This window comes from Nocardia terpenica (assembly GCF_013186535.1).
In the GTDB taxonomy this organism is placed as follows: domain Bacteria; phylum Actinomycetota; class Actinomycetes; order Mycobacteriales; family Mycobacteriaceae; genus Nocardia; species Nocardia terpenica.
Genome location: NZ_JABMCZ010000003.1, coordinates 622,841 through 648,908, shown reverse-complemented (window position 1 = coordinate 648,908; position 26,068 = coordinate 622,841). Strand labels below are relative to the sequence as shown.

Sequence of the window (26,068 nt, the reverse complement as noted above, 5' to 3'; positions counted from 1 at the left end):
ACCACCCAGCGTAAGCGCCACCGCCCCGCCATTTACCAACGACCACACATCCTCTGCCCGCACCGGACAGCCCGACCCCCGCCGTTCCCAGCGCTCAACCGGACCTCCACGGGTAGATCCCGGCCAAAAGCACGCCGGGATCATGCGAGCCGTGGCCCGCCGGGACCATGAGAGCCGCAGCCCACCGGGACCACGAGAGCCGCAGCCCACCGGGACCACGAGAGCCGCAGCCCACCGGGACCACGAGAGCCAAGCTCACCAAGACCACGCACGCCCAACTCACCAGGACCGAAGCTGGACCACCAGGGCCGAGAGCCAGGGGCACCTTGGCCTAGGGCCTGGCTGAGAGGCCCGCCGGGTGGTGCGGTACCCGGCGGGGCGGGCCGTGTCGCCTACTCGATCATGATGATTCGGGTTTCCTCGTTCGCGGCGGATGTTGGTTCGTTCGGGGTGGCGAACCAGTGGGTTACCTCGCCGTCGGTCAGGTCCTCGGGGGGGGTGCCGGTGGGGAGGACCGATAGGGCGCCCGCGGTGGTGGCGGTGAGGAATTCGGCCAGGGCGGCGGGGCCCGTGGCGGCGGTGGTGTACGTGGTCGATTCGTAGTCGACGGCGTTCTCCTCGCGGAGGGCGTCGGCGCGGTCGAGGGCCTGTTCCTGGGTCAGGGTCTGCCAGGTGCCGTCGGCGGCGCGGACCACGAAGGCCGGGTGGTCCTCGTGCAGGGCCCGGACCCGGTCGGCGTAGGAGACCGGATGGGCCGGGGCCGCAGCGATATCCGCCCGCACCTTCGGATCGGTCGGCACCAGCCAGCGCACCGACTTCGCCGCCGGATCCTGCGCGATACCGAAACCCGCTCCCGCGGAGACGATCTCGCCGAAGGACAGGCCGTCGGCGAACAGCGCCGCCGCACCCGCCTTCTGCACCGCCCACAGCGCCACGACCGCCTCCACCGAACGCGACAGCGCGATCGCCACGATATCGCCCGGACCCGCGCCCCGGCTGATCAGCACCCGCGCCAGCTGCGACGAGCGCGAATCCAGGACCTGGTAGGCGATCTCGGCGCCGTCGGCCAGCAGCGCCGGTGCCTGCGGATCCTCCTCGACCACCTCGGCGAGCGTCTTCGCCACCGTGCGCGCCCCGACCCGGGCCGCCTGCGCCGCACCGGTTCCCGTCGCGGCCGCGGCCTCGGCGACGCCGGATTCGGCGAGGATCCGGGCCCGCTCGGCGTGATCGAGGATATCGATATCGCCGACCGGTCCGTCCGGATCGCCGAGCAGCGCCTCCAGCACCCGCAGCATCCGCTCCGAGAGCGTCCGCACCTCGTCGGCGGTGAACCGGCTGCCCAGGTACTTCCAGGTCAGCTCGATCGTCGCCTCCGCGGTCACCAGCAGGGTGAGCGGGTAGTGGGTGGCGTCGTTGGTGCCCACACCGGTCACCGCCATGCCGTCGATGGAGCTGGCGGCGGCGATCGCCTCCTTGTCCATCGGGTACGACTCGAACACCAGCAGCGTGTCGAATTGCGCTCCGGCACCGGCGATCCGCTGAATATCGGTCAGGCCCACGTAGTGGTGGTCGAGCAGACCGGCCTGATCGTGCTGCAACCGCTGCAACAGCTCGCCGACCGTGAGCCGATCGTCCACCCGCACCCGCACGGGCAGCGTGTTGATGAACAGACCCACCATCGACTCCACGCCGGGCAGCTCCGCCGGACGGCCGGACACCGTGGCGCCGAACACCACGTCACCGCGACCGGTCAACCGGCCGAGCAGGATGCCCCACGCCGCCTGCACCAGCGTGTTCACCGTGACGCCGAGTTCGGCGGCGTGCTTGGTGATCCGGCGGGTGCGGTCGGCGTCGATATCGGTGATCAGCTTGCCGATCTCGTACCGCTCGGCCGTACGCGCCTGCGGCGCAAGGGCGGTCGGCTCCTCGACACCCGACAGCGCGGCCGCCCACGCGCGCAGCGACGCCTCCCGATCCCGGCCCGCGAGCCAGCTCAGGAAGTTGCGATAGGACGCCACCCGCGGCAGCGCGGACTGATCGCCGCGAACCGCGTACAGCACCAACAGATCCCGCATCAGCAGCGGCATCGACCAGCCGTCGAGCAGGATGTGGTGCGTGGTGATCGCCAGATGCCAACGGTCCTCGGCGGTTTGGAACAGCGTGAACCGCAGCAGCGGCGCCGCCGACATGTCGAAGTGGGTCTGCCGGTCGATCACCACCAGGCGCTGTAGCTCCGGAAGTCGTTCGGACTCCGGCAGTGTCGTCAGGTCCACCTCGCGCCACGGCACCTCGACCCGGTCCATGACCACCTGCACGGCCTGGCCGTCGGAGTCGGTCACGAACGCCACCCGCAGGTTCGGGTAGCGGTCCAGGATGCCCTGTCCGGCCGCGCGCAGCCGGGCCACGTCCAGCGTGCCGCCGAGGTCGACGACGGCCTGCATGGTGTACACGTCGACGGTCGCCTGGGTCATGAGCGCGTGGAACAGCAGGCCGGACTGCAACGGCGACAGCGGCCACACGTCGCCCAGCGCCGGGTAATCCCGTTCCCACACTTCGATATCCGACTGCCCGACGGCGACCAGCGGCATGTCCGACGGCGTGAAGCCACCGGCCTCCGGCCGCCGCGCATGCTCGGCCAGCGCGGTGAGCGCGGCCACCCACAGGTCGGCGAACTCCTGCACCCGCTCGCGGGTCAGCAGCCCGGACGGGAAGGCGAACGACGCACCCAGCTGCGGCCCGTCCGCGCCGTCGGTGACGATCGCGTTGATATCGATCGTGCCGTTGGCGGGCATGTCCGGATCCATGTCGGCGTCCAGCGTGCCCAGGTCGGCGACCGGCACCCAGCCCAGCTCCGCGAACCGGGCGATCGGGTCGTCCGGGTTCGCGCCCGCGGTGCCCGTGACCCGGCCCAGATAGTTGAAGCTGATCTGCCCCGCGTCCGGCAGCCGCTCGGCGGTCTCCGGGTTCAGGTGCCGCAGCAGGCCGTAGCCGATTCCCTTGTCGGGCACCGCCAGCAGCTGTTCCTTCACCGATTTCACGATGTCGCCCAGGGCCTTTCCGCCCGCGAACGCCTCGTCCACATCGGCGCCCGCGAGATCCAGCCGCACCGGGTAGGCGCTGGTGAACCAGCCCACCGTGCGCGACAGGTCGGCGCCGGCGACCACATCCTCCTCGCGGCCGTGGCCCTCGAGCTTGACCAGGGCCGCGCCCTCGCCGCGCCACTTGCGCACCGCCAGCGCCAGCGCCGACAGCAGGCCGTCGTTGACGCCGCCCCGGTACAGGCCCGGGATGGCGGTCAGCACCGCGTCGGTCACCTCGGCCGGGACACTCACCTCGACCCGCTCCACGGTGGCGAAGGTGTCCACCGCCGGATCGAAGGCCCGCGCACCCAGCAGCGGGTCCGGGGTCTGCGAAACCTGCTGCCAGAACGGCAGTTCCGCGACCCGCGCCGGTTCCCGCGCGGCATCGACGAGGGCATGCGCCCAGCGCCGCATGGAGGTTCCGTTGGCGGGCAGCGAAACCTGCTGCCCCGCAGCGATTTGCGACCAGGCGACCGCCAGATCCGGGATCACGATGCGCCAGGAGACGCCGTCCACCACGAAGTGGTGCGCCACGACCAGCAGCACATCGCGGCGGCCATTACCACTGTCTGCCTTCGAGTCTGCGCCCTCCCCGTCTGCCTTCGAGTCTTTTCCGAAGGCGAACCAGACGAACTGCATCATGGCGGCGTTCGCCGGATCGAGACGGCCAAGGGCCGCATCGTATTCCGCGCTCGCCACCCGCGACAGCTCCGCGTCGTCGATGTCGCCCGGCAGTTCGACCCGATGCACCAGGGCATCCACGTCGACCGCGCCGCGCTCCAGCGCCTCGAACGACCATCCCTGGGAGGCACTGCCGCGCAACCGCGCCCGCAGCACCTCATGGTGGTCGAAGACCGCGCCGATGGTCGCGACCACGGTCGCGCGGTCGATGTCCACCGGCAGCCGCAGCGCCATCGACTGCGAGAACCGCTGGTACGACGAGCCGCTGCCGAGGATGGCGCTCATGATCGGCGTCAGCGGGATATCGCCGACGCCGCCGCCGGGCAGCTCCGCCAGGCGCTGCTGCGCGGATTCGCCGCCGAGCGTGGCGATCTCGGCCAGCGCGGCCACGCTGCGCCGCTCGAACACGTCGCGCGGGCTGAACACCACGCCGCGCGCCTTGGCCCGCGACACCAGCTGGATCGACAGGATCGAGTCGCCGCCCAGGGCGAAGAACGAATCGTCCAGGCCGACCTGATCGGCGCCCAGCACCTCGGCGAACACCGCGGCGATGATCGTCTCGATCTCGCTTGCCGGAGCGCGGAATTCGCGCGGCGCCAGCTCCGGTTCGGGCAGCGCCCGCCGGTCCAGCTTGCCGACCGGCGTCAGCGGGATCTCGTCGAGCACCATGATCGCCGACGGCACCATGTGCGGCGGCAGGGTGCGCGCCACATGCTCGGACAGCTGCGCCGGATCGACCGCGCGATCCTTGGCGCCGAGCACGTAGGACACCAGAATCGTGGCGCCCGCGGCGGTTTCGCGGCCGAGGGTGATCGCGAACTCGACGTCGGGATGCCTGCCGAGGACCGCGTCGATCTCGCCGAGCTCGATGCGGAAGCCGCGGATCTTCACCTGGAAGTCCGAGCGGCCCACGTAGTCCAGCTCCCAGCGCACCGCCGGGGAGGCCAGGTTGCCCAGCCGCTCGTCGGCGTCGGCGTACCATCGCACCACGTCGCCGGTGCGGTACATCCGGCTGCCCGGCGCACCGAACGGGTTGCCCACGAACCGATCCGAGGTCAGCCCCGGCCGCCGCTGGTAGCCGCGGGCCACCGCGCCACCGGCCAGGTACAGCTCACCGGCCACGCCCGGCGGCACCGGGTTCAGCCGCGAGTCCAGCACCAGCGCCGACATGCCGTGCACCGGCGTGCCGATGGTGATGTGGTCACCCGGGAACAGCCGCGCGTACGAGGAGATGATCGTGGTCTCGGTCGGGCCGTAGGCGTTGAAGTACTTGCGACCCGGCTGCCACTTGGCCAGCAGCTCCGGCGTGGTGACATCGCCGCCCACCGAGGTGACCAGCAGCTGTTCCTGCCCGGCCGGATCCATCGTGCCCAGCACCGCCGGGGTGATGATGGTGTGCGTCACCTGCTCGGTGCGCAGCAACTCGGCCAGGTCCGGGCCGCCGATGATGTGCGAGGGCACGATCACCAGGGTGGCGCCGATGTAGAAGGCGCACACCCATTCCAGCACCGACGGATCGAAGCTCGGCGAGCAGATGTGCAGGAACCGGTGGTGCGGTTCCAGCCCGTACAGGCCGGTCGCGACGTCGGCCAGGCCACCGAGACCGGCGTGGGTCACGGTGACGCCCTTGGGTTTTCCGGTCGATCCCGACGTGTAGATCACGTACGCCGGGTGCTGCATGCGCAGCGGGGCGAGGCGATCGGCGTCGGTGATCGGTTCGGCGGTGTGCGCGGCGCACAGCTCGTCGGTGGCGGGGTCGTCGAGCACCAGCCAATCCACGTCGGTAGGCAGGCCGTCGACGTGGGCCAAGCCCGTAATGCCCAGTACCGCACCGGAATCGGTGAGCATGTGCCGGACGCGATCCTCCGGATAGGTCGGGTCCACCGGCACGTGCGCGCCACCGGCCTTGGTGACGGCCAGCACCGCGAGCACCATCTCGTAGGAGCGCGGGAACGAGACCGCCACCAGCTTCTCCGGGCCCACGCCGCGCTCGATGAGCAGCCGCGCCAGGCGCGAGGATCGCTCGTCGAGTTCGCCGTAGGTGATCGAACGGCCGTTGTAGCGCACCGCGATCCGGTCCCGGCCCAGCCGCAGGCCGTGCGAGAGCAGGTCGGGCAGCAGGCCGGTGGCCATCACCTCGTCGCCGTGCACGTGGGTGAGCAGGCGGTGCTCGTCGGGCGCCAGCAGCGGCAGATCGCCCACCGGGACGTCGCGGCGCGTGGCGATCGCCTCGAGCAGGCGGGTGAAGCGCTGCGCGAACACCTCGATCGTGGCGTCGTCGAAAAGGTCGCGGGCGAAGGAGAATTCGGCGTACATGCCGTTCTCCTCGTCGCCGGACTCCCGAATCGTCAGCGACAGATCGAACTTCGCGGTGTCGACATCGAAATCGACCGCCGCCACATGCAATCCGGGCAGCTCGAACGAGCTCTCGGGCAGGTTCTCGAACGACAGCGCCACCTGGAACAGCGGATGCCGCGCCGTGGACCGCTCGGGGTTGATCAGTTCGACCAGCCGCTCGAACGGGATGTCGGCGTGCGCGAACGCCTGTAGGTCGGCGTCCTTGGTGTGCGCCAGCAGCTCGGCGAAGGTGAGCCGTCCCGGCACGTGGGTGCGCAGCACCAGGGTGTTGACGAACATGCCGATCAGATCGTCGAGTTCGGCCTCGCCGCGGCCCGCGATCGGGGTGCCGATGGCGATGTCGTCGGTGCCGGACATGCGCGCCAGGAACACCGCCAGGGCCGCGTGCACGACCATGAACATGGTCGCGTTCTGCTCGCGGGCGATGCGCTGCAGGTCGCGGTGCAGGTCGGCGCCGATCGGGAACACCACGCGCCCACCGGCGAACGACTGCACCGTGGGGCGCGGCCGGTCGGCGGGCAGGTTCAGCTCGTCGGGCACCCCGGCCAGCGCCTTGCGCCAGTAGTCGGCCTGGGTGGAGATGAGGCTGTCCGGATCGTCCTCGGCGCCCAGCAGATTCCGCTGCCAGACGCTGTAGTCCGCGTACTGGACGGGCAGCGGCGCCCACGCCGGGGCCTCGCCGCCGGAGCGGGACACGTAGGCCAGCATCAGATCCCGGGTCAGCGGGCCCATGGACCAGCCGTCGGCGCTGATGTGATGCGCCACGAACACCAGCACGTATTCGGTCGCGGTGACCTGGAGCAGGCTGATGCGGAACGGGATCTCGGTGGTGACGTCGAAACCGGCCGAGACCAGCCCGGCGACCTCCTGCACCACCCGGTCCTCGCCGATCCACACCGGTTCCAGGCTCACCGGCACCTCGGCGGGCGAAAGCACCTGCTGCACCGGGCCTTCGACGGTCTCCGGGTACACCGTGCGCAGGATCTCGTGCCGCGCAACCAGATCCGTGGCCGCCTGCGCCAGTGCCGCCACGTCCAGCGCGCCGGACAGGCGGATGGCCACCGGGATGTTCTCCACCGCCGAGGAGGTGTCGAACTGGTTGAGGAACCACATCCGGTGCTGCGCCAGCGACAGCGGAATCCGGTCCGGCCGCGGCCCGGCGGTCAACGGCGGCCGCCCACCGACCCCGGCCTGCTGCTCGACCTTGGCCGCCAGCCCCGCCACCGTGGACGCCTCGAACACGACGCGCACCGGCACCCGGGTATCGAGCACCGCACCGATCCGCGCCGCCACCTGGGTCGCCAGCAGCGAATTACCGCCGAGCGCGAAGAAGTCGTCGTCCGCACCGACCCGCTCGGCCCCGAGCACATCGGCATACACCGCCGCCACGACCTCCTCGATCGGCGTAGCGGGCGCCCGGAACGCGGTCGTCTCGAACTCCGGCTCCGGCAACGCCTTCCGATCCAACTTGCCGTTCACATTGAGCGGCAGCGCCTCGAGAACCACAAAGGCCGAGGGGACCATATAGGACGGGAGAGCTTCGGCGAGAGCGGATTTCACCTGAGCCAGGTCGATCCCCGCACCGCCCGCTGCGCGGACGCCGCGAGGAACAGGGGTGGGCCTGCGGTCCCCGTGCGGAACATCGGTCGGCCCGCCGTCCGTGCTGGAAACAGAGGTGCCCTCACCGTCCACACGGGAAACGGAGGTGATCTCACTGTCCACGCGGGAAACGGAGGTGGCCTCACCGCCCACACGGGAAACGGAGGCGGCCTCACCGCCCACACGGGAAACGGAGGCGGCCTCACCGCCCACACGGGAAACGGAGGCGGCCTCACCGCCCACACGGGACACCGAGGCGGCCTCACCGTCCACACGGGACACCGAGGCGGCCTCACCGTCCACACGGGACACCGAGGCGGCCTCACCGTCCACACGGGACACCGAGGCGGCCTCACCGTCCACACGGGACACCGAGGTGCCCTCACCACTGGCGGACGCATGGTCAGCGGGGACCAGGTAGGCGACCAGGCGGTCGCCGGTGCGGGGGTCCGACTTGGCGAGGACTGCGGCCTGGGCGATTTCCGGGAGGGTGAGGAGGGCGGATTCGATCTCGCCCAGCTCGATGCGGAAGCCGCGGATCTTCACCTGGAAGTCGGTGCGGCCGCGGTATTCCAGCTCGCCGTTGGCATTCCAGGCGACCAGGTCCCCGGTGCGGTACATGCGGGAGCCCACCGCCCCTGTGCCAGCACCCTCGTCGGCCCCTGCGCCAGCTCCCCCGTCGGCCCCTGCACCAGCTCGCCCATTGGCCCCTGCGCCGGAGGCGAAGGGGTTGGCCACGAAGCGGTCCGCGGTCAGGTCGGGGCGGGCGAAGTAGCCTCGGGCCAGTTGGTCACCGGCCAGGTAGAGCTCGCCGGAGACGCCGTCGGGGACGGGGCGCAGGCGGGAGTCCAGGACGTAGACCTGGCTGTTCCACTCCGGGGCACCGATGGAGACCGATGTCTGGTCGGCGGCGGTGACCTCGTGGGTGGTGATGGAGACCGCGGCCTCGGTGGGGCCGTACAGGTTGTGCAGGGTCGCGGTGTTGTCGCGGCGGAAGCGCTGGGCGGTGGTGCCCGGCAGGGCCTCGCCGATGGCCAGCACTCGGCGCAGCGAACGCGGGAGCGCGCCACCGGATTCGGCGAGCAGGGCGTCCAGCATGGAGGGCACCACGTGCAGGGTGGTGACCGCCTCGCGGGCCATGAGCTCGTTGAGGTAGGCCGGGTCGCGATGGCCGTCGGCGGTGGAGATCACCAGGCGGCCACCGGAAACGGCGGCCGACCAGAACTCCCATACCGACAGGTCGAACGTGGCGGCCGTCTTCAACAGCACCGCGTCGTCCACGCCGAGGCCGAATGCGTCCGTCTTCCACAGCAACTGGTTCACGATCGCGGCATGCGGCACGGCCACGCCCTTCGGGCGGCCGGTCGAGCCGGACGTGAAGATCACGTACGCGGTGTGCTCCGGGCGCAGGGGCGCAAGACGTTCCGCGTCGGTGATCGGGGAATCGGCGTGCTCTCGGCCTGAATCGTCGATCCGTACCACCGGGGCGGCGTCGGTCTCGAATTCCGCTGCGGCATTGGTCAGTACGCAGATCGGTGCGGCCGTCTCCAGGATGTAGCCGGTCCGTTCGGCGGGCTGGTCCGGGTCCACCGGCACGTACGCGCCACCGGCGGTCGACACCGCGTACATGGCCACCACCAGATCCACCGAGCGGCGGAAGGCCAAGGCCACCCGCGCCTCCGGGCCCACGCCCAGCGAGATCAGGTGCCGCGCCAGGCGATTCACCCGGCGGCTCAGCTCCGCGTAGGTGAGCACCGCACCGTCGGGACCGATCAGCGCCACGGCGGTCGGGTTCGCCGCCATGGTGGCGGAAAGGAGGAACGGCAGGGTGAGGTCCCGGCTTTCGCCGGGAACAACGGGAGCGGAAAGCGGATGCCCAACGGGAGCCGGGAGCCGATGCCCAACGGGGACCGGTAGCGGATGCCCGGTGTCGTTGCGGGACACCACGATCCGGTCGCGCTCGGCGGCGTCGAGCAGTTCCAGGTCACCGACCGCGGTGCGCGGGGCGGCCACGATCTGGTCGAGCACGCGGGCGAAGCGATCGACGAAGCCCTGCACCGTCTCCCGCTCGAACATGTCGGTGGCGTAGGTGAAGAACCCGGTGATGCCCTCGGGCTCGCCCGCCTCGCCGTAGCGGTCGGTCGCGATCAGGTGCAGATCGAACTGCGAGATGTGGGTGTCGAAGTCGAGCCCGGACACGGTGAGGCCGGGCAGTTCCAGCCGGGACTGCGCCAGGTTCTGGAACGACAGGCCCACCTGGAACAGCGGGTGCCGCGCGGTGGACCGGACCGGGTTGAGCACCTCGACCAGCCGCTCGAACGGCACATCGGCGTTGGCGAACGCCTGGATGTCGATCTCCCGCTGCCGCGCAAGCAGTTTCGCGAACGGCTCACCGGCGTCGACCTGCGTGCGGAACACCAGGGTATTGACGAACATGCCGATCAGATCGTCCAGCACCGCCTCCCCGCGACCGGCCATCGGCGTACCGATGGCGATGTCGTCGGTGCCCGACAGCCGGGCCAGCAGCACCGCCAGCGCGGTGTGCACGACCATGAACAGCGTCGCGCCCTCGGCACGCGCCACCTCGATGAGCGCGCGGTGGGTCTCGGCGTCGATGCGCAGCTCGACCTTGCCACCGGCGAACGACTGCACCGGCGGGCGCGGCCGATCCGACGGCAGATCCAGCTGATCCGGCAGCCCGGCCAGCGCCCGCTTCCAGTACGCGACCTGCTTGGCCGCCAGCGACTCCGGATCGTCGTCGCTACCGAGCAGTTCGCGCTGCCAGACGCTGTAGTCCGCGTACTGCACCGCCAGCGGCGCCCAGTTCGGCGCCACCCCGGCGGAGCGCGCCGCATAGGCGGTCATCAGGTCCCGGGTCAGCGGGCCGACCGAGGAACCGTCACCGGAGATGTGGTGAATGACCAGCGCCAGCACGTATTCCGCGGAACCCACGGCGCTCTCGCCCGCACGCCCGGTGTCGGCACCACCCACGGGCTCCGTAGCATCCGCCACCTCGAACAGCGCGACCCGCACCGGCACCTCGGCGGTGACATCGAAGACCGTATTGGTCAGCTCGACGACCGCGTTCTCGATCTCCGCGAGCGCCACCGTCCGCAGCTCCAGCTCCGGAACCGCCTGCGCCGCGGGCAGAATCACCTGGACCGGCCCGTCGTCGTGCTGCGGGTAGACGGTGCGCAGGATCTCGTGGCGCGCCACCAGATCCGCGATCGCCGCCCGCAGCGCCGCCACGTCCAGCGCACCGCTGAGCCGCACCGCGACCGGCACGTTGTACGCCGAGGACTGCGTGGTGTCATTGGATCCAGCGGAGAAGCGGTTCAGGAACCACATGCGCTGCTGCGCCAGCGACAGCGGAATCCGCTGCGGCCGCGCACCGGCGGTGAGCGCCTTGCGCCCACCCGCACCGGCGTGCTGCTCCACCCGGACCGCCAGCGCCGCCACCGTGGACGCCTCGAACAGCAGCCGCACCGGCACCCGCGTGTTCAGCGCCTCGCCCAGGCGCGCGGCCACCTGCGTTGCCAGCAGCGAGTTTCCGCCCCAGGCGAAGAAGTCGTCGTCGCGGCCCACGGCGCCGTGTTCGATGCGCAGCACGTCGGCGAAGGTGTCGGCGACGATCTGCTCGATCGGGGTCACCGGGGCCCGGAACACGGCCTTCTCGAAGACCGGCTCCGGCAGCGCCTTACGATCCAGCTTGCCGTTCGCATTGAGCGGCAACGCATCCAGCTGCATGAACACCGACGGCACCATGTACGACGGCAGCTCGCCCGCCAGCGCCGCGCTCAGCGCCTGCTTGTCCAGCTCGACGGGCTCCGCCGCGACGACATAGGCCACCAGGCGGTCGCCGATGTGCGGATCGGTATGCGCCACAACGGCCGTCGCCGCAATGGCGTCCTGCCGCAGCAGCGCGGCCTCGATCTCGCCGAGCTCGATGCGGAAGCCACGAATCTTCACCTGGAAGTCGGTGCGGCCCCGATACTCCAACTCACCGTCGGCGGTCCAGGCCACCAGGTCGCCCGTGCGGTACATGCGAGAGCCCACGCCGAACGCACTCGCCACGAACCGATCCGCCGTCAGATCCGCACGCCCGAAGTAGCCGCGGGCCAGCTGCGCACCGGCCAGGTACAGCTCGCCGGACACGCCCACCGGCACCGGCCGCAGGCGCGAATCCAGCACGTACACCTGGCTGTTCCACTCCGGCGCACCGATCGACACCGACACCCGGTCGGCCTCGGTCACCCGGTGGCTGGTGATGGAGACCGCGGCCTCGGTCGGGCCGTACAGGTTGAACAGCTCGACATGCTCGCTGGCGGTTCGCAATCGCCGCGCGGTGGTCGCGGGCAGCGCCTCGCCGATGGCCAGCACCCGCCGCAGCGCGGCCGGTAGCGCGCCGTCGGCGGCGGTGAGCAGCGCGTCCAGCATGGACGGAACCACGTGCAGCGTGGTCACGTTCGTGGTCAGCATCAGCTCGGTCAGGTATGCCGGGTCGCGGTGCCCCTCGGGGGCGGCGATCACCAGGCGGCCACCCGACACGGCGGCGGTCCAGAACTCCCACACCGACAGGTCGAAGGTCGCGGCGGTCTTGAGCAGCACCGCGTCCTCGGCGGTCAGGCCGAATTCGGCCGTCTCCCACAGCAACTGGTTGACGATCGCGCCGTGCGGCACGGCGACGCCCTTCGGCTGGCCGGTCGAGCCGGAGGTGAAGATCACGTATGCCGTATTGGCAGAGGCGAATTCGCGCACCAGCTCGTGAGCCGCGATCGGCCCACTCGCCTCATCAGTGCTACCGGCGAGCTCGTCGATGCGCACCACATCGGCTGCGACCGTGTCGAATCCGTCCACCGCCGTGGTCAGCACACAGGCAGGTGCGGCCGTGGTCAGGATGTACTCCACGCGATCGGCGGGCTGGGCCGGATCGATCGGCACATACGCCGCACCGGTTTTCGCGACCGCGTACATGGCGACCACCAGATCGACCGAGCGCCGGATCGCCAGCGCAACCCGATCCTCCGCGCCGATGCCCCGCCCGATCAGGTGCCGGGCCAGGCGATTGACCCGCGCATCCAGCTCGGCGTAGGTCAGCACCTCCTGTGCGGTACCGGTTCCCGACTCGTCGGCCACCAGCGCGACGGCCTGCGGATCGGCCGCCACGGTGGCGTCGAGCAGGGCGGCGAGGGTACCGGCGGGGACGGCACGGTCGGTGTCGTTCCATTCCCGCACCATGCGGGTGGTCTCCGCCGCGTCCAGCAGGTCGATATCGCCGACCCGCACCGAGGCGCCGGCCAGGACGGCGTCCAGCACCCGCACGAAGCGGTCGGCGAAGCCCTGCACGGTCGCCTCATCGAACAGGTCGACGGCATAACCGAATTCGGTCACGATCTCGGCCGGGGCGCCGTCCTCGGCGTACCGGTCGTAGAGGGTGACGTGCAGATCGGTCTTGGCCAGCTGCGAGTCGAAGTCGACCGCGCTGACCGACAGGCCGGGCAGTTCGAAGGCGGTCTCGGCCAGATTCTGGAACGACAGGCCCACCTGGAACAGCGGATTGCGCGCGGTCGAGCGCACCGGATTGAGCACCTCGACCAGGCGCTCGAACGGCACGTCGGCGTTGGCGAACGCCTCCAGGTCACGCTCGCGCACGTCGGCGAGCAGCTCCGCGAAGCGGGCATCGCCGTCGATGCGGGTGCGGAACACCAGCGTGTTGACGAACATGCCGATCAGGTCGTCGAGTTCGCGCTCGCCGCGGCCCGCGATCGGGGTGCCGACCGCGATGTCGTCGGTGCCCGACAGCCGCGCCAGCAGCACCGCCAGCGCCGCGTGCACGACCATGAACAGCGAGGCGTTGTTGGCCCGCGCCAGCTCGTGCAGGCGCGCGTGCCGCCGCGGATCGATCTCGAAGCGGATCGCCTTGCCCTGGAACGACTGTGCGGGCGGGCGCGGGCGGTCGGTGGGCAGCTCGAGCTGGTCGGGCAGCCCCGCCAGCGCGTCGCGCCAGTACGAGACCTGCTGGGCCGCCAGCGATTCCGGGTCGTCCTCGGATCCGAGCACCGCGCGCTGCCACAGCGCGTAGTCGGCATACTGGACCGGCAGCGGCGCCCACAGCGGGACCTCCCCCTGCACGCGCGCCATGTACGCGACCATCAGATCCCGCGCCAGCGGACCCATGGACGAACCGTCCGCGGACACGTGGTGCGCGGTCATCGCGAGCACGTGTTCGTCGGCGTCGATCCGGAACAGCGCCACCTCGACCGGCACCTGCACGGTCACGTCGAAGGTGGTGAGCGCGAATTCGATGACCCGGCCCGTCAATTCGGCCTCCGACACCGGAATCGGCGTCAGCGTCGGCGCGACCTCGGCGGCGGGCAAAATCACCTGCGCCGGGCCGTCCGGCGACCCCGGGTAGGTGGTGCGCAGCACCTCGTGCCGGGCGAAGACGTCGGCGATGGCCCGCTCCAGCGCGGCCACGTCGAGGGTGCCCGACAGCCGCACCGCCAGCGGAATATTGTCCACCGCCGAGGTGGTGGTGTCGAACTGGTTGAGGAACCAGTACCGCTGCTGGGCGGGCGAGAGCGGAATCCGTTGCGGCCGTTCGCCCGCCGTCAGGCGCGGGCGGGTGCGGCCGGAACCGGCGCCGTGCTCGAGCTTGGCCGCCAGCGCCGCCACCGTGGACGCCTCGAACAGGTCGCGCACTGCGAGCTGGGTGTCGAGGGCGGTTCCGAGGCGGGCGGTGACCTGGGTGGCGATCAGCGAGTTGCCGCCCAGCTCGAAGAAGTCGTCGTCGAGACCGACGCGGTTGACGCCGAGCACGTCCTCGAAGGTGCCCGCCACGATCTCCTCGATCGGCGTCTGCGGCGCGCGGAACACCTTGGCCTCGAAGACCGGTGCGGGCAGCGCCCTGCGGTCCAGCTTGCCGGAGGCGTTGAGCGGGAAGGCATCCAGCACCACCAACGCCGACGGCACCATGTACGCGGGCAGCTCGTCGGCGAGCTGGCCGCGCACCGCCTCGACATCGATCGCGCTCGGCCCCTGCGCTTCCGCAACCACATAGCCCACCAGCTGATCGCCGAGACGCTCGTCGGAGCGGACCACCACGACGGCCTGCGCGACGGATTCCACGGCGGTGAGCGCGGATTCGATCTCGCCGAGCTCGATGCGCAGGCCGCGCAGCTTCACCTGGAAGTCGGTGCGGCCCAGGTACTCCAGCTCCCCGCCCGCGGTCCAGCGCACCAGGTCGCCGGTGCGGTACATGCGCGCGCCCGCCCCGGCGGCTCCCGGCGTCGCCCCGAAGGGGTTGGCCACGAACCGATCCGCCGTCAGGTCCGGCCGCGCGACGTACCCGCGGGCCAGCTGATCGCCCGCCAGATACAGCTCACCCGGGACACCGACCGGCACCGGGTGCAGGCGCGAATCCAGCACGTACACCCGGGTGTTGAACACCGGGCGGCCGATCGGCACCGACGCCGTGTCGGCCGGGGTCACCTCGTGATAGGTGACGTCCACCGCGGCCTCGGTCGGGCCGTACAGGTTGTGCAGCCGCGCACCGGTCAGCTCGACCAGCCGCTGCGCCGTCGTCGCGGGCAGCGCCTCGCCGGACGCGAAGACCTGCCGCAACGGCATCTCACCGTTCGGCGCACCTGCGAGGGCGGCGACGAACACCGACAGCATGGACGGCACGAAGTGCACCGTCGTGACCTGCTCATCGCGGATCAGCCGGGCCAGATACGCCGGGTCGCGATGCCCGTCCGGCTTGGCGACCACCAGGCGCGCACCAACCTGCAAGGGCCAGAAGAACTCCCACACCGACACGTCGAACGTCGCCGGAGTCTTCTGCAACACCACATCGTCGCCGTACAGGTCGTATTCGTCCTGCATCCACACCAGGCGGTTGACGATCGCGGCATGGGTGACCGCCACGCCCTTCGGGCGACCGGTCGAACCCGAGGTGAAGATCACGTACGCGGTATTCGAACCCCGCAGCGGCGCAACCCGATCCGCGTCGGTGACCGGCTCGTCGGAGTACCCCGACACATCGAGTCGATCGATCTCGAGCGCGATGATGCCACCGCTGTCGAAGTCGTCGTCCGAGGTGGTCAGCACGCACACCGGCGCGGCGGTGGCCAGCACGTACTGGTTGCGCTCGGCCGGATGATCCGGATCCAGCGGCACATACGCGCCGCCCGCGACCGTGACCGCGTACATGCCGACCACCAGCTCGACCGACCGCCGCATGCCCAGTGCCACCAGCGAATCCGGGCCGACGCCGCGCGAGATCAGTTCGCGGGCAAGCCGGTTCACCCGCGCGGCGAACTCGGCGTAGGACAGGGTGGTCCCCTCGAAGGTGAGCGCGGGGTCGTCCGGCGTGCGGGCGGCCTGCATCTCGAACATCGAGGCCAGGGTGAGCGCGCGGCTCCCGGCGGCCTTGCCCAGCACCACGCGGTCGACGTCGTAGCCGGTGGCGTTCCAGTTGTCGACCACCCGGCGGCGCTCGGTGCCGTCCAGCAGGTCGACATCGCCGACGGCGACGGCCGGATCGGCGACCACCGCGGTCAGCAGGCGCACCAGCCGATCGGCGAACGCACCCACCGTCGCGGCGTCGAACATGTCGGTGGCGTAGGCGAATTCGGCGGCCATGCCCTCGGCCGCACCGTCCGCGCCGAAGCGCTCGGTCATGTTCAGGTGCAGGTCCAACTTGGCGGTGACCACGTCCAGCGGCACCCCGGCCACCTCGAGGCCGGGCAGCTCGAACGACGCCTCGCCGGTGTTCTGGAACGACAGCATCACCTGGAACAGCGGGTGCCGCGCCTGCGACCGCGCCGGGTTCAGGATCTCCACCAGCCGCTCGAACGGCAGGTCGGCCTGCCCGAACGCGGTGAGGTCGGCATCCTTGGCACGCGCCAGCACCGCGGTGAACGGGTCGGCCGGATCCACGGCCGTGCGCAGCACCAGGGTGTTGACGAACATGCCGATGGCGTCGTCCAGCACCGCCTCGCCGCGGCCCGCGACCGCGGTGCCCACCGCGATGTCGCCGGTGCCCGACAGCCGCGCCAGCAGCGCCGCGAACGCCGCGTGCACCACCATGAACAGGCTGGCGCCGTGCTCGCGGGCCAGCTCGTTCAGGCCGCGCAGCAGCTCGGTGTCGATCGAGAACTCGTGCACGCCACCGCGATTCGACGCGACGGCGGGGCGCGGCCGATCCGACGGCAGATCCAGCTGATCCGGCAGCCCCGCGAGGGCGTCGGTCCAGTAGGCGACCTGCTGGGAGATCAGCGCGCCCGGATCCTCCTCCGAACCCAGCGTTTCGCGCTGCCACAGCGCGTAATCGGCGTACTGCACCGGCAGCGGCGCCCAGCCCGGCGCCTCGCCGCGCGACCGCGCCACGTAGGCGATCATGACATCGCGGGCCAGCGGTCGCGTCGACCAGCCGTCGCTCGAGATGTGGTGCACCACGAAAACCAGGACGTAGGTGGGGCGTTCGGCATCGGCCACGTCGAACAGCCGGACCCGCACCGGAACCTCGGCGGTGACGTCGAAGCCGGTCAGCACCACCTCGGCGATGCGGTCGGCAATCTCGTTCTCCGGCACCGCGATCGGGTCCAGGCCCGGGATCTCGGTACCCGGGGGCAGGATCACCTGCACGCCGTGGCCGTCGCCGGTCTCGGGGTACAGGGTGCGCAGCACCTCGTGCCGATCGACCACGTCGGCGACGGCCCGGCGCAGCGCGTCGAGGTCGAGATCGCCGGTGAGCCGGACGGCCAGCGGGATGTTGTTGACCGCGCTGGCGGTGTCGAACCGGTTGAGGAACCACATGCGCTGCTGCGCCAGCGACAGCGGAATGTGTTGCGGCCGTGTGCCCGCGGTGAGTTCGCGGCGGCGGCCGTCGCCCGCGTGGCTCTCCATCCGGGCGGCCAGCGCGCCCACCGACGGCGCCTCGAACAGCAGCCGCACCGGGACGCGGGCGTCCAGCGCCGCACCCAGGCGGGCCACCACCTGGGTGGCGACGAGCGAATTGCCGCCCAGATCGAAGAAGTCGTCGTCGACGCCGACCGGCTCGCCCAGACCCAGCACCTCGGCGAAGGTGGCGGCGACGATCTCCTCGATCGGCGTGGACGGCGCGCGGAATTCGCGGGCCTCGAAGACCGGTTCCGGCAGCGCGCGGCGATCGAGTTTGCCGTTCGCGTTCAGCGGCATGGCATCCAGCACCACGATCGCGGCCGGAACCATGTACGACGGCAGCCGCGTGGACAGCCGGGCGCGCAGCTCGTCGACGTCCACGCCGTCACCCGACGCCACCACGTACGCGACGAGATTGTCGCCGGTGCGCGCGTCCGAGCGGACCAGCGCCACCGCCTGCGCCACCGAATCGTCGGCGGTGAGCGCGGATTCGATCTCGCCGAGCTCGATGCGCAGGCCGCGCAGCTTCACCTGGAAGTCGGTGCGGCCCAGGTACACGATCGACCCGTCCGCGGCCCGGCGCACCAGGTCACCGGTCCGGTACATCCGAGATGCGATGTCCCCGAACGGATTCGCGACGAACCGGTCCGCTGTGAGGTCGGCGCGGCCGACGTATCCGCGGGCCAGCTGCTCGCCCGCCAGATACAGCTCACCCGCGACGCCCGGCGGCACCGGGTGCAGGCGCGCGTCCAGCACGTAGGCCTGGGCGTTCCACACCGGCAGGCCGATGGGAACCGCGCCCTGCACGTCGGCGGCGACCGGCGCGTGCGTGGCGTGCACGGTGAACTCGGTCGGGCCGTACAGGTTGTGCAGCGCGACACGCGAACTCAGCGCCCGGAACCGGCGCACCGCCTCGGCGGTGAACGCCTCACCGGCCACCAGCAGCGCCCGCAGCGAGCCGATGGCCGCGGCGTCGGCGCTGCCCGCGAACACGGTCAGCATGGACGGCACGAACGAGGTGATCGTGACCCGTTCGGCGGCAATGACATCCGCCAGGTACTGCGGATCGCGATGCCCGTCCGGGCTGGCGACGACCATGCGGCCACCGGTGGCCAAGGGGCCGAACAGCTCCCACACCGACACGTCGAAGGTGGCGGGGGTCTTGAACAGCACCACGTCGTCGGCGTCGAGGCCGTATTCGCCGCTGATCCAGCGGATCTGGTTCACCACCGCGGCATGCGGCACGGCCACGCCCTTGGGGCGGCCGGTCGAGCCGGAGGTGAAGATCACGTACGCCGGGTTCGACGGCCGCAGCGGGGCGAGCCGTTCCGCGTCGGTGAGCGCGGCGTCCGGGTAGACCGACAGGTCCAGCCGGTCCACGACCAGGGTGGAGCGACCCTCCGGTGCGAAACCGTCGCGCTCGGTGGTCACTACGCACACCGGCGCCGCGACGTCGAGCACGTAACCGACGCGCTCGGCGGGCTGGTCGAGATCCAGCGGGACGTAGCCGCCGCCCGCCTCCAGCACCGCGTACGCGACCACCACCAGATCCAGCGACCGCCGCATACCCAGGGCGACAAGGGTTTCCGGCCCCACACCGGCCTCGACCAGGCGACGTGCCAACCGCCGGACGCGGGCCGCGAACTCGGCGTAGGTCAGGGTCTCGCCCGCCTCGCGATCGACGATCGCGACGGCGTCCGGGGTGGCCTGTGCCTGCGCGGCGAATTCCCCTACCAGGGTCAGCGCCCCCTCGTCGTGATGACGTGGCAGGAGCTCGCGCGCGGTGTTGTTGAAGCCGCGCAGTTCCTGCAGCGCCTCGCGGGCGTCCAGCAGCGGGATGTCGCCGACCGGGCGGTCGGGGGTGGCCGCGATGGCCTTGAGCAGCCGGGTGAACCGCCGCGCGAACTGCGCCACCGTCGCCTCGTCGAAAAGGTCGGTGGCGTAGATGAATTCGGCGGTCATGCCGCGCTCGGCCTCGCCGAGCACCAGTTGCAGATCGAACTTGGCCGTATCGATCGACAGGTCGACGCCGCTGGCGGTCAGGCCCGGCAGCTCCAGCGAGCTCTGGCCGAGGTTCTGGAACGACAGCATCACCTGGAACAGCGGCGACCGCGCCTGCGACCGGGCCGGGTTCAAGATCTCCACCAGCCGCTCGAACGGCAGATCGGCGTGCCCGAAGGCGGCGATGTCGGCGGCGCGCACCGACCGCAGCAGGTCGGTGAAGGTGGTGTCGGCCTCGATCTCGGTCCGCAGCACCAGGGTGTTGACGAACATGCCGATCAGGTCGTCGAGCGCGCGCTCGCCGCGCCCGGCGACCGGGGTGCCGATGGCGATGTCCTGCTCGCCGCTCAGGCGCGACAGCAGCACCGCGAGCGCGGCGTGGGCGACCATGAACATGGTCGCGCCGCGGGTGCGGGCCAGATCGGCCAGCTTGGCGTGCACGTCGGCGTCGATCGCGAAGGTGTAGGTCGCGCCGCGGCCGGAGGCGACCGCCGGGCGCGGCCGATCCGAGGGCAGATCCAGCTGCTCGGGCAGCCCGCGCAGGGTGTCGGACCAGTACGAGATCTGTTGCGCGATCACCGATTCCGGATCGGTCTCCGAGCCCAGCACGTCGCGCTGCCACAGCGCGAAGTCGGCGTACTGCACCTGCAGCGGCTGCCAGGCGGGCTCGCCGCCCTCGACGCGGGCGCCGTAGGCGATCATCACGTCCCGGGTCAGCGGGCCCATGGAGAAGCCGTCGGCGGAGATGTGGTGCACCACCAGGGCCAGCACGTGCTCGGTGGGGCTGATCTCGAACAGCCGGGCCCGGAACGGCACCTCGGCGGTGACATCGAAACCGGTCAGCACCAGCTCCGAAAGCCGCTGCGGCAGTTCGTCCTCGGTAACCTCGATCGGCGTCAGGTCCGGAATGACCTGGCCGGTCGGCACGATCTCCTGATACGCGGCACCGTCCGCCTCCGGATACTTCGTCCGCAGCGATTCGTGGCGGGCCAACACGTCGGCGACGGCGATCTGCAGCGCCTGCCGGTCCAGCAGGCCCGAAAGCCGCACGGCCGCGGGCATATTGTCGACCGCGGATTCCGGGTCGAAGCGGTTGAGGAACCACATGCGCTGCTGGGCCAGCGACAGCGGCACCCGCTCGGGCCGCGGCCGCGGGATCAGCGCCGTGCGACCGCCGGCGCCGGAACCGGATTCGGCCCGCGAGGCCAGCGCGGCCACCGTGGACGCCTCGAAGATCTCGCGCACGCCGAGCCTGGTGTCCAGCGCGGCGGACAGCCGCGCGGCCACCTGGGTGGCGATCAGCGAATTGCCGCCCAGGGCGAAGAAGTCGTCGTCCAGGCCGACCCGCGCCACGCCCAGCACCTCGGCGAAGGTGTCGGCCACGATCTCCTCGACCGGCGTGGTCGGCGCGCGGAACACCGCGGCCTCGAACACCGGCGCGGGCAACGCCCGGCGGTCCAGCTTGCCGGAGGCATTGAGCGGGAACTCGTCGAGCACCATGACCAGCGACGGCACCATATAGCCCGGCAGCCGCGTGCCCAGCTCCTCGCGCACGTCCTCGGCGTCGACCGACAACCCCGGCGCGGCAACCACATACGCGACGAGCTGATCCCCGGTGCGCTGATCGCCGCGCACCACCACGACCGCCTGGGCGACCTCGTCCAGCGCGGCAAGCGCGGCCTCGATCTCCCCGAGCTCGATCCGCAACCCCCGCAACTTCACCTGGAAGTCGGTGCGCCCCAGATACTCCAACTCCCCATGCTCTGTCCACGCAACCAGATCACCCGTGCGGTACATCCGCGACCCGGCCCCCACGCCAGCACCAGCGCCGTCCAACGCACCAGCGCCCGCGCCGGCCCCCGCGCCCGCATCATCCTTCCCGTCAGTGCCCGCTCCGGCCCCCGCGCCGTTCTTCGCACCAGCGCCCGCACCGGCCCCAACGCCAGCACCAGCGCCCGCGCCGTCCATCGCACCCGCGCCCGCACCGGCCCCAACGCCAGCACCAGCGCCCGCGCCGTCCATCGCACCAGCGCCCGCGCCGTCCTTCGCGCCAGCGCCCGCGCCGTCCTTCGCGCCAGTGCCCGTTCCGTCTACCCCGAAGGGGTTGGCCACGAAGCGATCCGCTGACAGGTCGGGGCGGGCCACATAGCCGTGTGCCAGCTGATCGCCCGCCAGGTACAGCTCACCCGCGACACCCACCGGAACCGGCCGCAGGCGCGAATCCAGCACGTACACCCGGGTGTTGAAGACCGGGCGGCCGATCGGCACGGTCTCGGTGTCGGCGGCGACCAGCTCGTGCGCGGTGACGTCGACCGCGGCCTCGGTCGGGCCGTACAGGTTGTGCAGTCGCGCACCGGTCAGCTCGCGCAGGCGGTGCGCGGGGCGGGGCGCCAGCGCCTCGCCGGAGGCGAACACCATCCGCAGCGAGGTGCACTGCGCGGCAGCCGATTCCGCGACGAACACGGCGAGCATGGACGGCACGAAGTGGGTAACCGTCACGCCCTCGGCCGCCATCAGCTCGGCCAGGTAGGCCGGGTCGCGGTGCCCGTCCGGCTTGGCCACCACCAGGCGCGCGCCGATCTGCAAGGGCCAGAAGAACTCCCACACCGACACGTCGAACGTCGCCGGGGTCTTCTGCAACACCACATCGGTGGCGGTGAGCCCGTAGGCGTCCTGCATCCACACCAGGCGGTTGACGATCGCCGAGTGCGGCACCGCCACGCCCTTGGGGCGTCCGGTCGAGCCCGAGGTGAAGATGACGTACGCGGTGTCCGACGGCCGCAGCGGATGCCGCCGCTCGGCGTCGGTGACCGGCGCGAGCGAATAACCGGACAGCTCCAGCAGATCGATGCGCACCTGCGCGGTCTCGATCCCGAGATCGTCGCCGGAGGTCAGCACGCACACCGGATCCGCGGTGGCGAGAATGTATTCGGTGCGCTCGGCCGGATGATCCGGATCCAGCGGCACATACGCGCCGCCCGCGACCGTGACCGCGTACATGCCGACCACCAGGTCGATCGAGCGCCGCATGCCCAGCGCCACGAACGATTCCGCGCCCACGCCGCGCTCGATCAGCCAGCGCGCCAACCGGTTCACCCGGGCGGCGAACTCGGAATATGTCAGCGTCACGGAGTGACTCGATGAGGGGTGGCGGTCGGGCGACGGGTGGGTCAGACTCGTCCCCTCGAAGGTGAGCGCGGGCGCGTCGGGCGTGCGCTCGACCTGCGCCTCGAACAGCGCGGCCAGCGTCGCGTCCCGACCGGCGAGCGCCGCGCCGACATCGAATCCGGTGTCGTTCCACCGCGATACGACCAGCTCGCGCTCGGCGGCGTCGAGCAGCTCGATATCGCCCACGGCCGCATCGGGTTCCGCGGTCAGCGCGGTGAGCACCCGCACCAGCCGGTCGGCGATGCGCCGAACCGTGTTCTCGTCGAACAGGTCTCGCAGATATCCGGCGCGAATGCGCAGGCGGCCGTCGAGCTGCGCGATCAGCGTCAGCGGGTAGTGGGTGGCGTCGGCGGCGTCCAGGCCGGTCACCGCCATGCCGTCGATATCGGCGGCCTGGCGCGCGATGCCCTCGGAATCCACCGGATACGACTCGAACACCACCAGGGTGTCGAACAGCCCGCCGATCCCGGCGGCGGACTGGATCTCGGCCAGGCCCACATAGTGGTGGTCCAGCAGATCCGCCTGCTCGCCCTGGGTCCGGGTGAGCAGCTGCCGCGCCGATTCCGACGGGTCGAAGCGCACCCGCACCGGCACGGTGTTGATGAACAGGCCGACCATGTTCTCCACGCCGGACAGCTGCGCCGGGCGGCCGGACACGGTCGTGCCGAACAGCACGTCGTCGCGGCCGGTCATCCGGCCCAGCACCAGGCCCCACGCGGTCTGCAGCACGGTGTTCGGGGTGACGCCCAGCCCGGTGGCCAGCTCGGTGAGCCGCGCGGTCGCGGCCTCGTCCAGCTCGAACAGGTATTCCCCGGACAGCGAGGTGATCTCGCGACCGGCGTCGGGCCGGGTCAGCAGCGTCGGCTCGCTCACCCCGCGCAGCGCCGTGGTCCACGCCGCCAGCGAGGCCGAATGATCCTGCTGCGCAACCCATTCCAGGAAATGGCGGTAGGAGCGGGCGGCGGGTAGCGCGCCGGTGTCGGCGTGGGTGGCGTACAGCACCAGCAGATCCCGCATCAGCAGCGGCATGGACCAGCCGTCGAGCAGGATGTGGTGGTTGGACACCGCCAGCTGCCAACGGTCGTCGGCGACCCGGATCAGGGTGAACCGGATCAGCGGCGGCGCGGTGAGGTCGAACCGCTGCATGCGGTCGGCCTCGATGAGCTCGGCGGCGTCGCCGTCGCGGCGGCGGTCGTGCTCGGCCCACGCCGCGCGCACGCCGTCGAGCACCAGCTGCACCGGGTTACCCTGCGCATCGGTCACGAAGGCGGTGCGCAGGTTCTCGTAGCGGTCGACGAGAGCCTGTGCGGCCGAACGCAATCGGGCCGCGTCGACCCGGCCGGTGAGGGTGAGCACCGCCTGCGCGGTGTACACGTCGACCGAGGTGGCGGCGAGTTGGGCGTGGAACAGCAGGCCCGCCTGCAGCGCCGACAGCGACCACACGTCGGTGAGCGCCGGGAATCGCCGCTCCCAGCCGTCGATGTCGCGCTGGGTCAGGCGCACCAGCGGGAAGTCGGACGGGGTGTGCCCGCCCGCGTCGGCCGATTCCGCGTGCCGCGCAACGGCTTCCAGCGCCCGCGTCCACAGCGCGCCGAACTCGCGCACCTGCTCGGCGGCGAACAGCGTGGTGGGATAACCGATCTGGGCCGACAGCCGATCCCCGGCCACGATGGCGTTGATGTCCAGCGGCGCCATGGCGGGCAGGTCGGCGTCGTAGGCCCCGGCCAGTTCGCCGAGTTCGGGCGCCGGGACCCAGCCGAAGCCGCGCAGCGCCTCCGGGACCGCGGTGTCGGACACCCGGCCCAGGTAGTTGAAGCTGACCTGGCCCGGCAGCTGCTCGGGCAGCCGCTCGGCGGTCTCCGGGTTCAGGTAGCGCAGCAGGCCGTAGCCGAGGCCCTTGTCGGGCACCGCCAGCAGCTGCTCCTTGACCGCCTTGACGGCGCGGCCCATCTCCGGGCCGCCCGCGAGCGCGGCATCGATGTCGATGCCGGACAGGTCGAATCGCACCGGGAAGATCGCGGTGAACCAGCCGACCGTGCGCGACAGATCCGCGCCCGGCACGACCTCCTCCTCGCGGCCGTGCCCTTCGAGCCGGATCAGCGTGGAGTCCGCGCCGATTCCCCTGTCGGAGCGCCACTTCGCGACGGCGAGCGCGACCGCGGTGACCAGACCGTCGTTCACGCCGCCGTGGAACAGGGCGGGCACCGTGGTCAGCAGGGACCGGGTGATCTCCGCCGACACCTCGACGCGATGCTTGGCCACGACCGCGGTGACGTCCACGGCCGGATCGAACGGCCGCTCGGTGAGCAGCGGATCGGGCCCGTCCACCACCGCGCGCCAACGGTCGAGCTCGGCGCCGCGATCGGCGGCGATCCGCTCCAGCGCGTGCGCCCAGGTCCGCATGCTGGTGGCGGGCTCGACCAGGTCCGGCTGCTGCCCGGCCGACAGCTGTCCCCAGGCGGTGACGAAGTCGGGCACCAGGATGCGCCACGACACGCCGTCGACCACCAGGTGGTGTGCGGCCACGATCAGGCGGCCCGCGCGGGAGGCGTCGCTCGGCTCCAGCCACACGAACCGGATCACCACGCCCGCTTCGGGATCCAGCAGATCCAGGCTCGCATCCAGTGCGGCCGAGGCGATCTCGAGCAGCGCCGCGTCGTCGATCCCGGCGTCGAATCCGGTGTGGTCGATGAGCGCGTCCGCGTCGACCGTGCCCGGCGCGGCGGTCTCGATGATCCATTCCGCGCCCGCGTGCCGCCGCAGCCTCGACCGCAGCATGTCGTGGCGGTCGATCACCGCGGCCACCGTCCGCGCGATACCGGCGCGATCGATGCCGATCGGAAGTTCCAGTGCCAGCGTCTGATTGAAGCGGCGGAACGCGCCCGGCCGCTCGACCATGAACCGCACCACCGGGGTGAGCGGCATGGTGCCGACGCCGCCACCGGGCAGCTCGGCCAGCATCGGCGCCGAATCGCCCTGGGCGGCGGCGCTTTCCGCGACGGCGGCCAGGCCCGCGACGGTGCGCTGCTCGAACACGTCGCGCGGGCTGAACACCACGCCGCGCGCCTTGGCCCGCGACACCAGCTGGATGGAGACGATGGAGTCGCCGCCGAGCGCGAAGAACGAGTCGTCGATGCCGACCCGCTCCACGCCGAGCACCTCGGCGAAGATCTCGGCGATGGTGTGCTCCAGCGGATTCCGCGCGGCACGGAAGGCGACCTCGGTGGCGAACACCGGTTCGGGCAGCGCCCGGCGGTCCAGCTTGCCGACCGGGGTCA

1 protein-coding gene (only partly in view) is annotated in these 26,068 nt (G+C 71.2%); it reads right to left on the bottom strand.

Annotated features, from left to right (window positions below; translation table 11 throughout):
- Positions 1-392: 392 nt before the first annotated feature.
- On the bottom strand, positions 393-26,068 hold the 3' portion of the coding sequence (locus HPY32_RS24465) for a non-ribosomal peptide synthase/polyketide synthase (RefSeq protein ID WP_171983039.1). The gene runs 19,681 nt beyond the window's last position; only the last 25,676 of its 45,357 coding nucleotides appear in the window; the start codon falls outside the window, past its right edge; it ends in the stop codon at positions 393-395.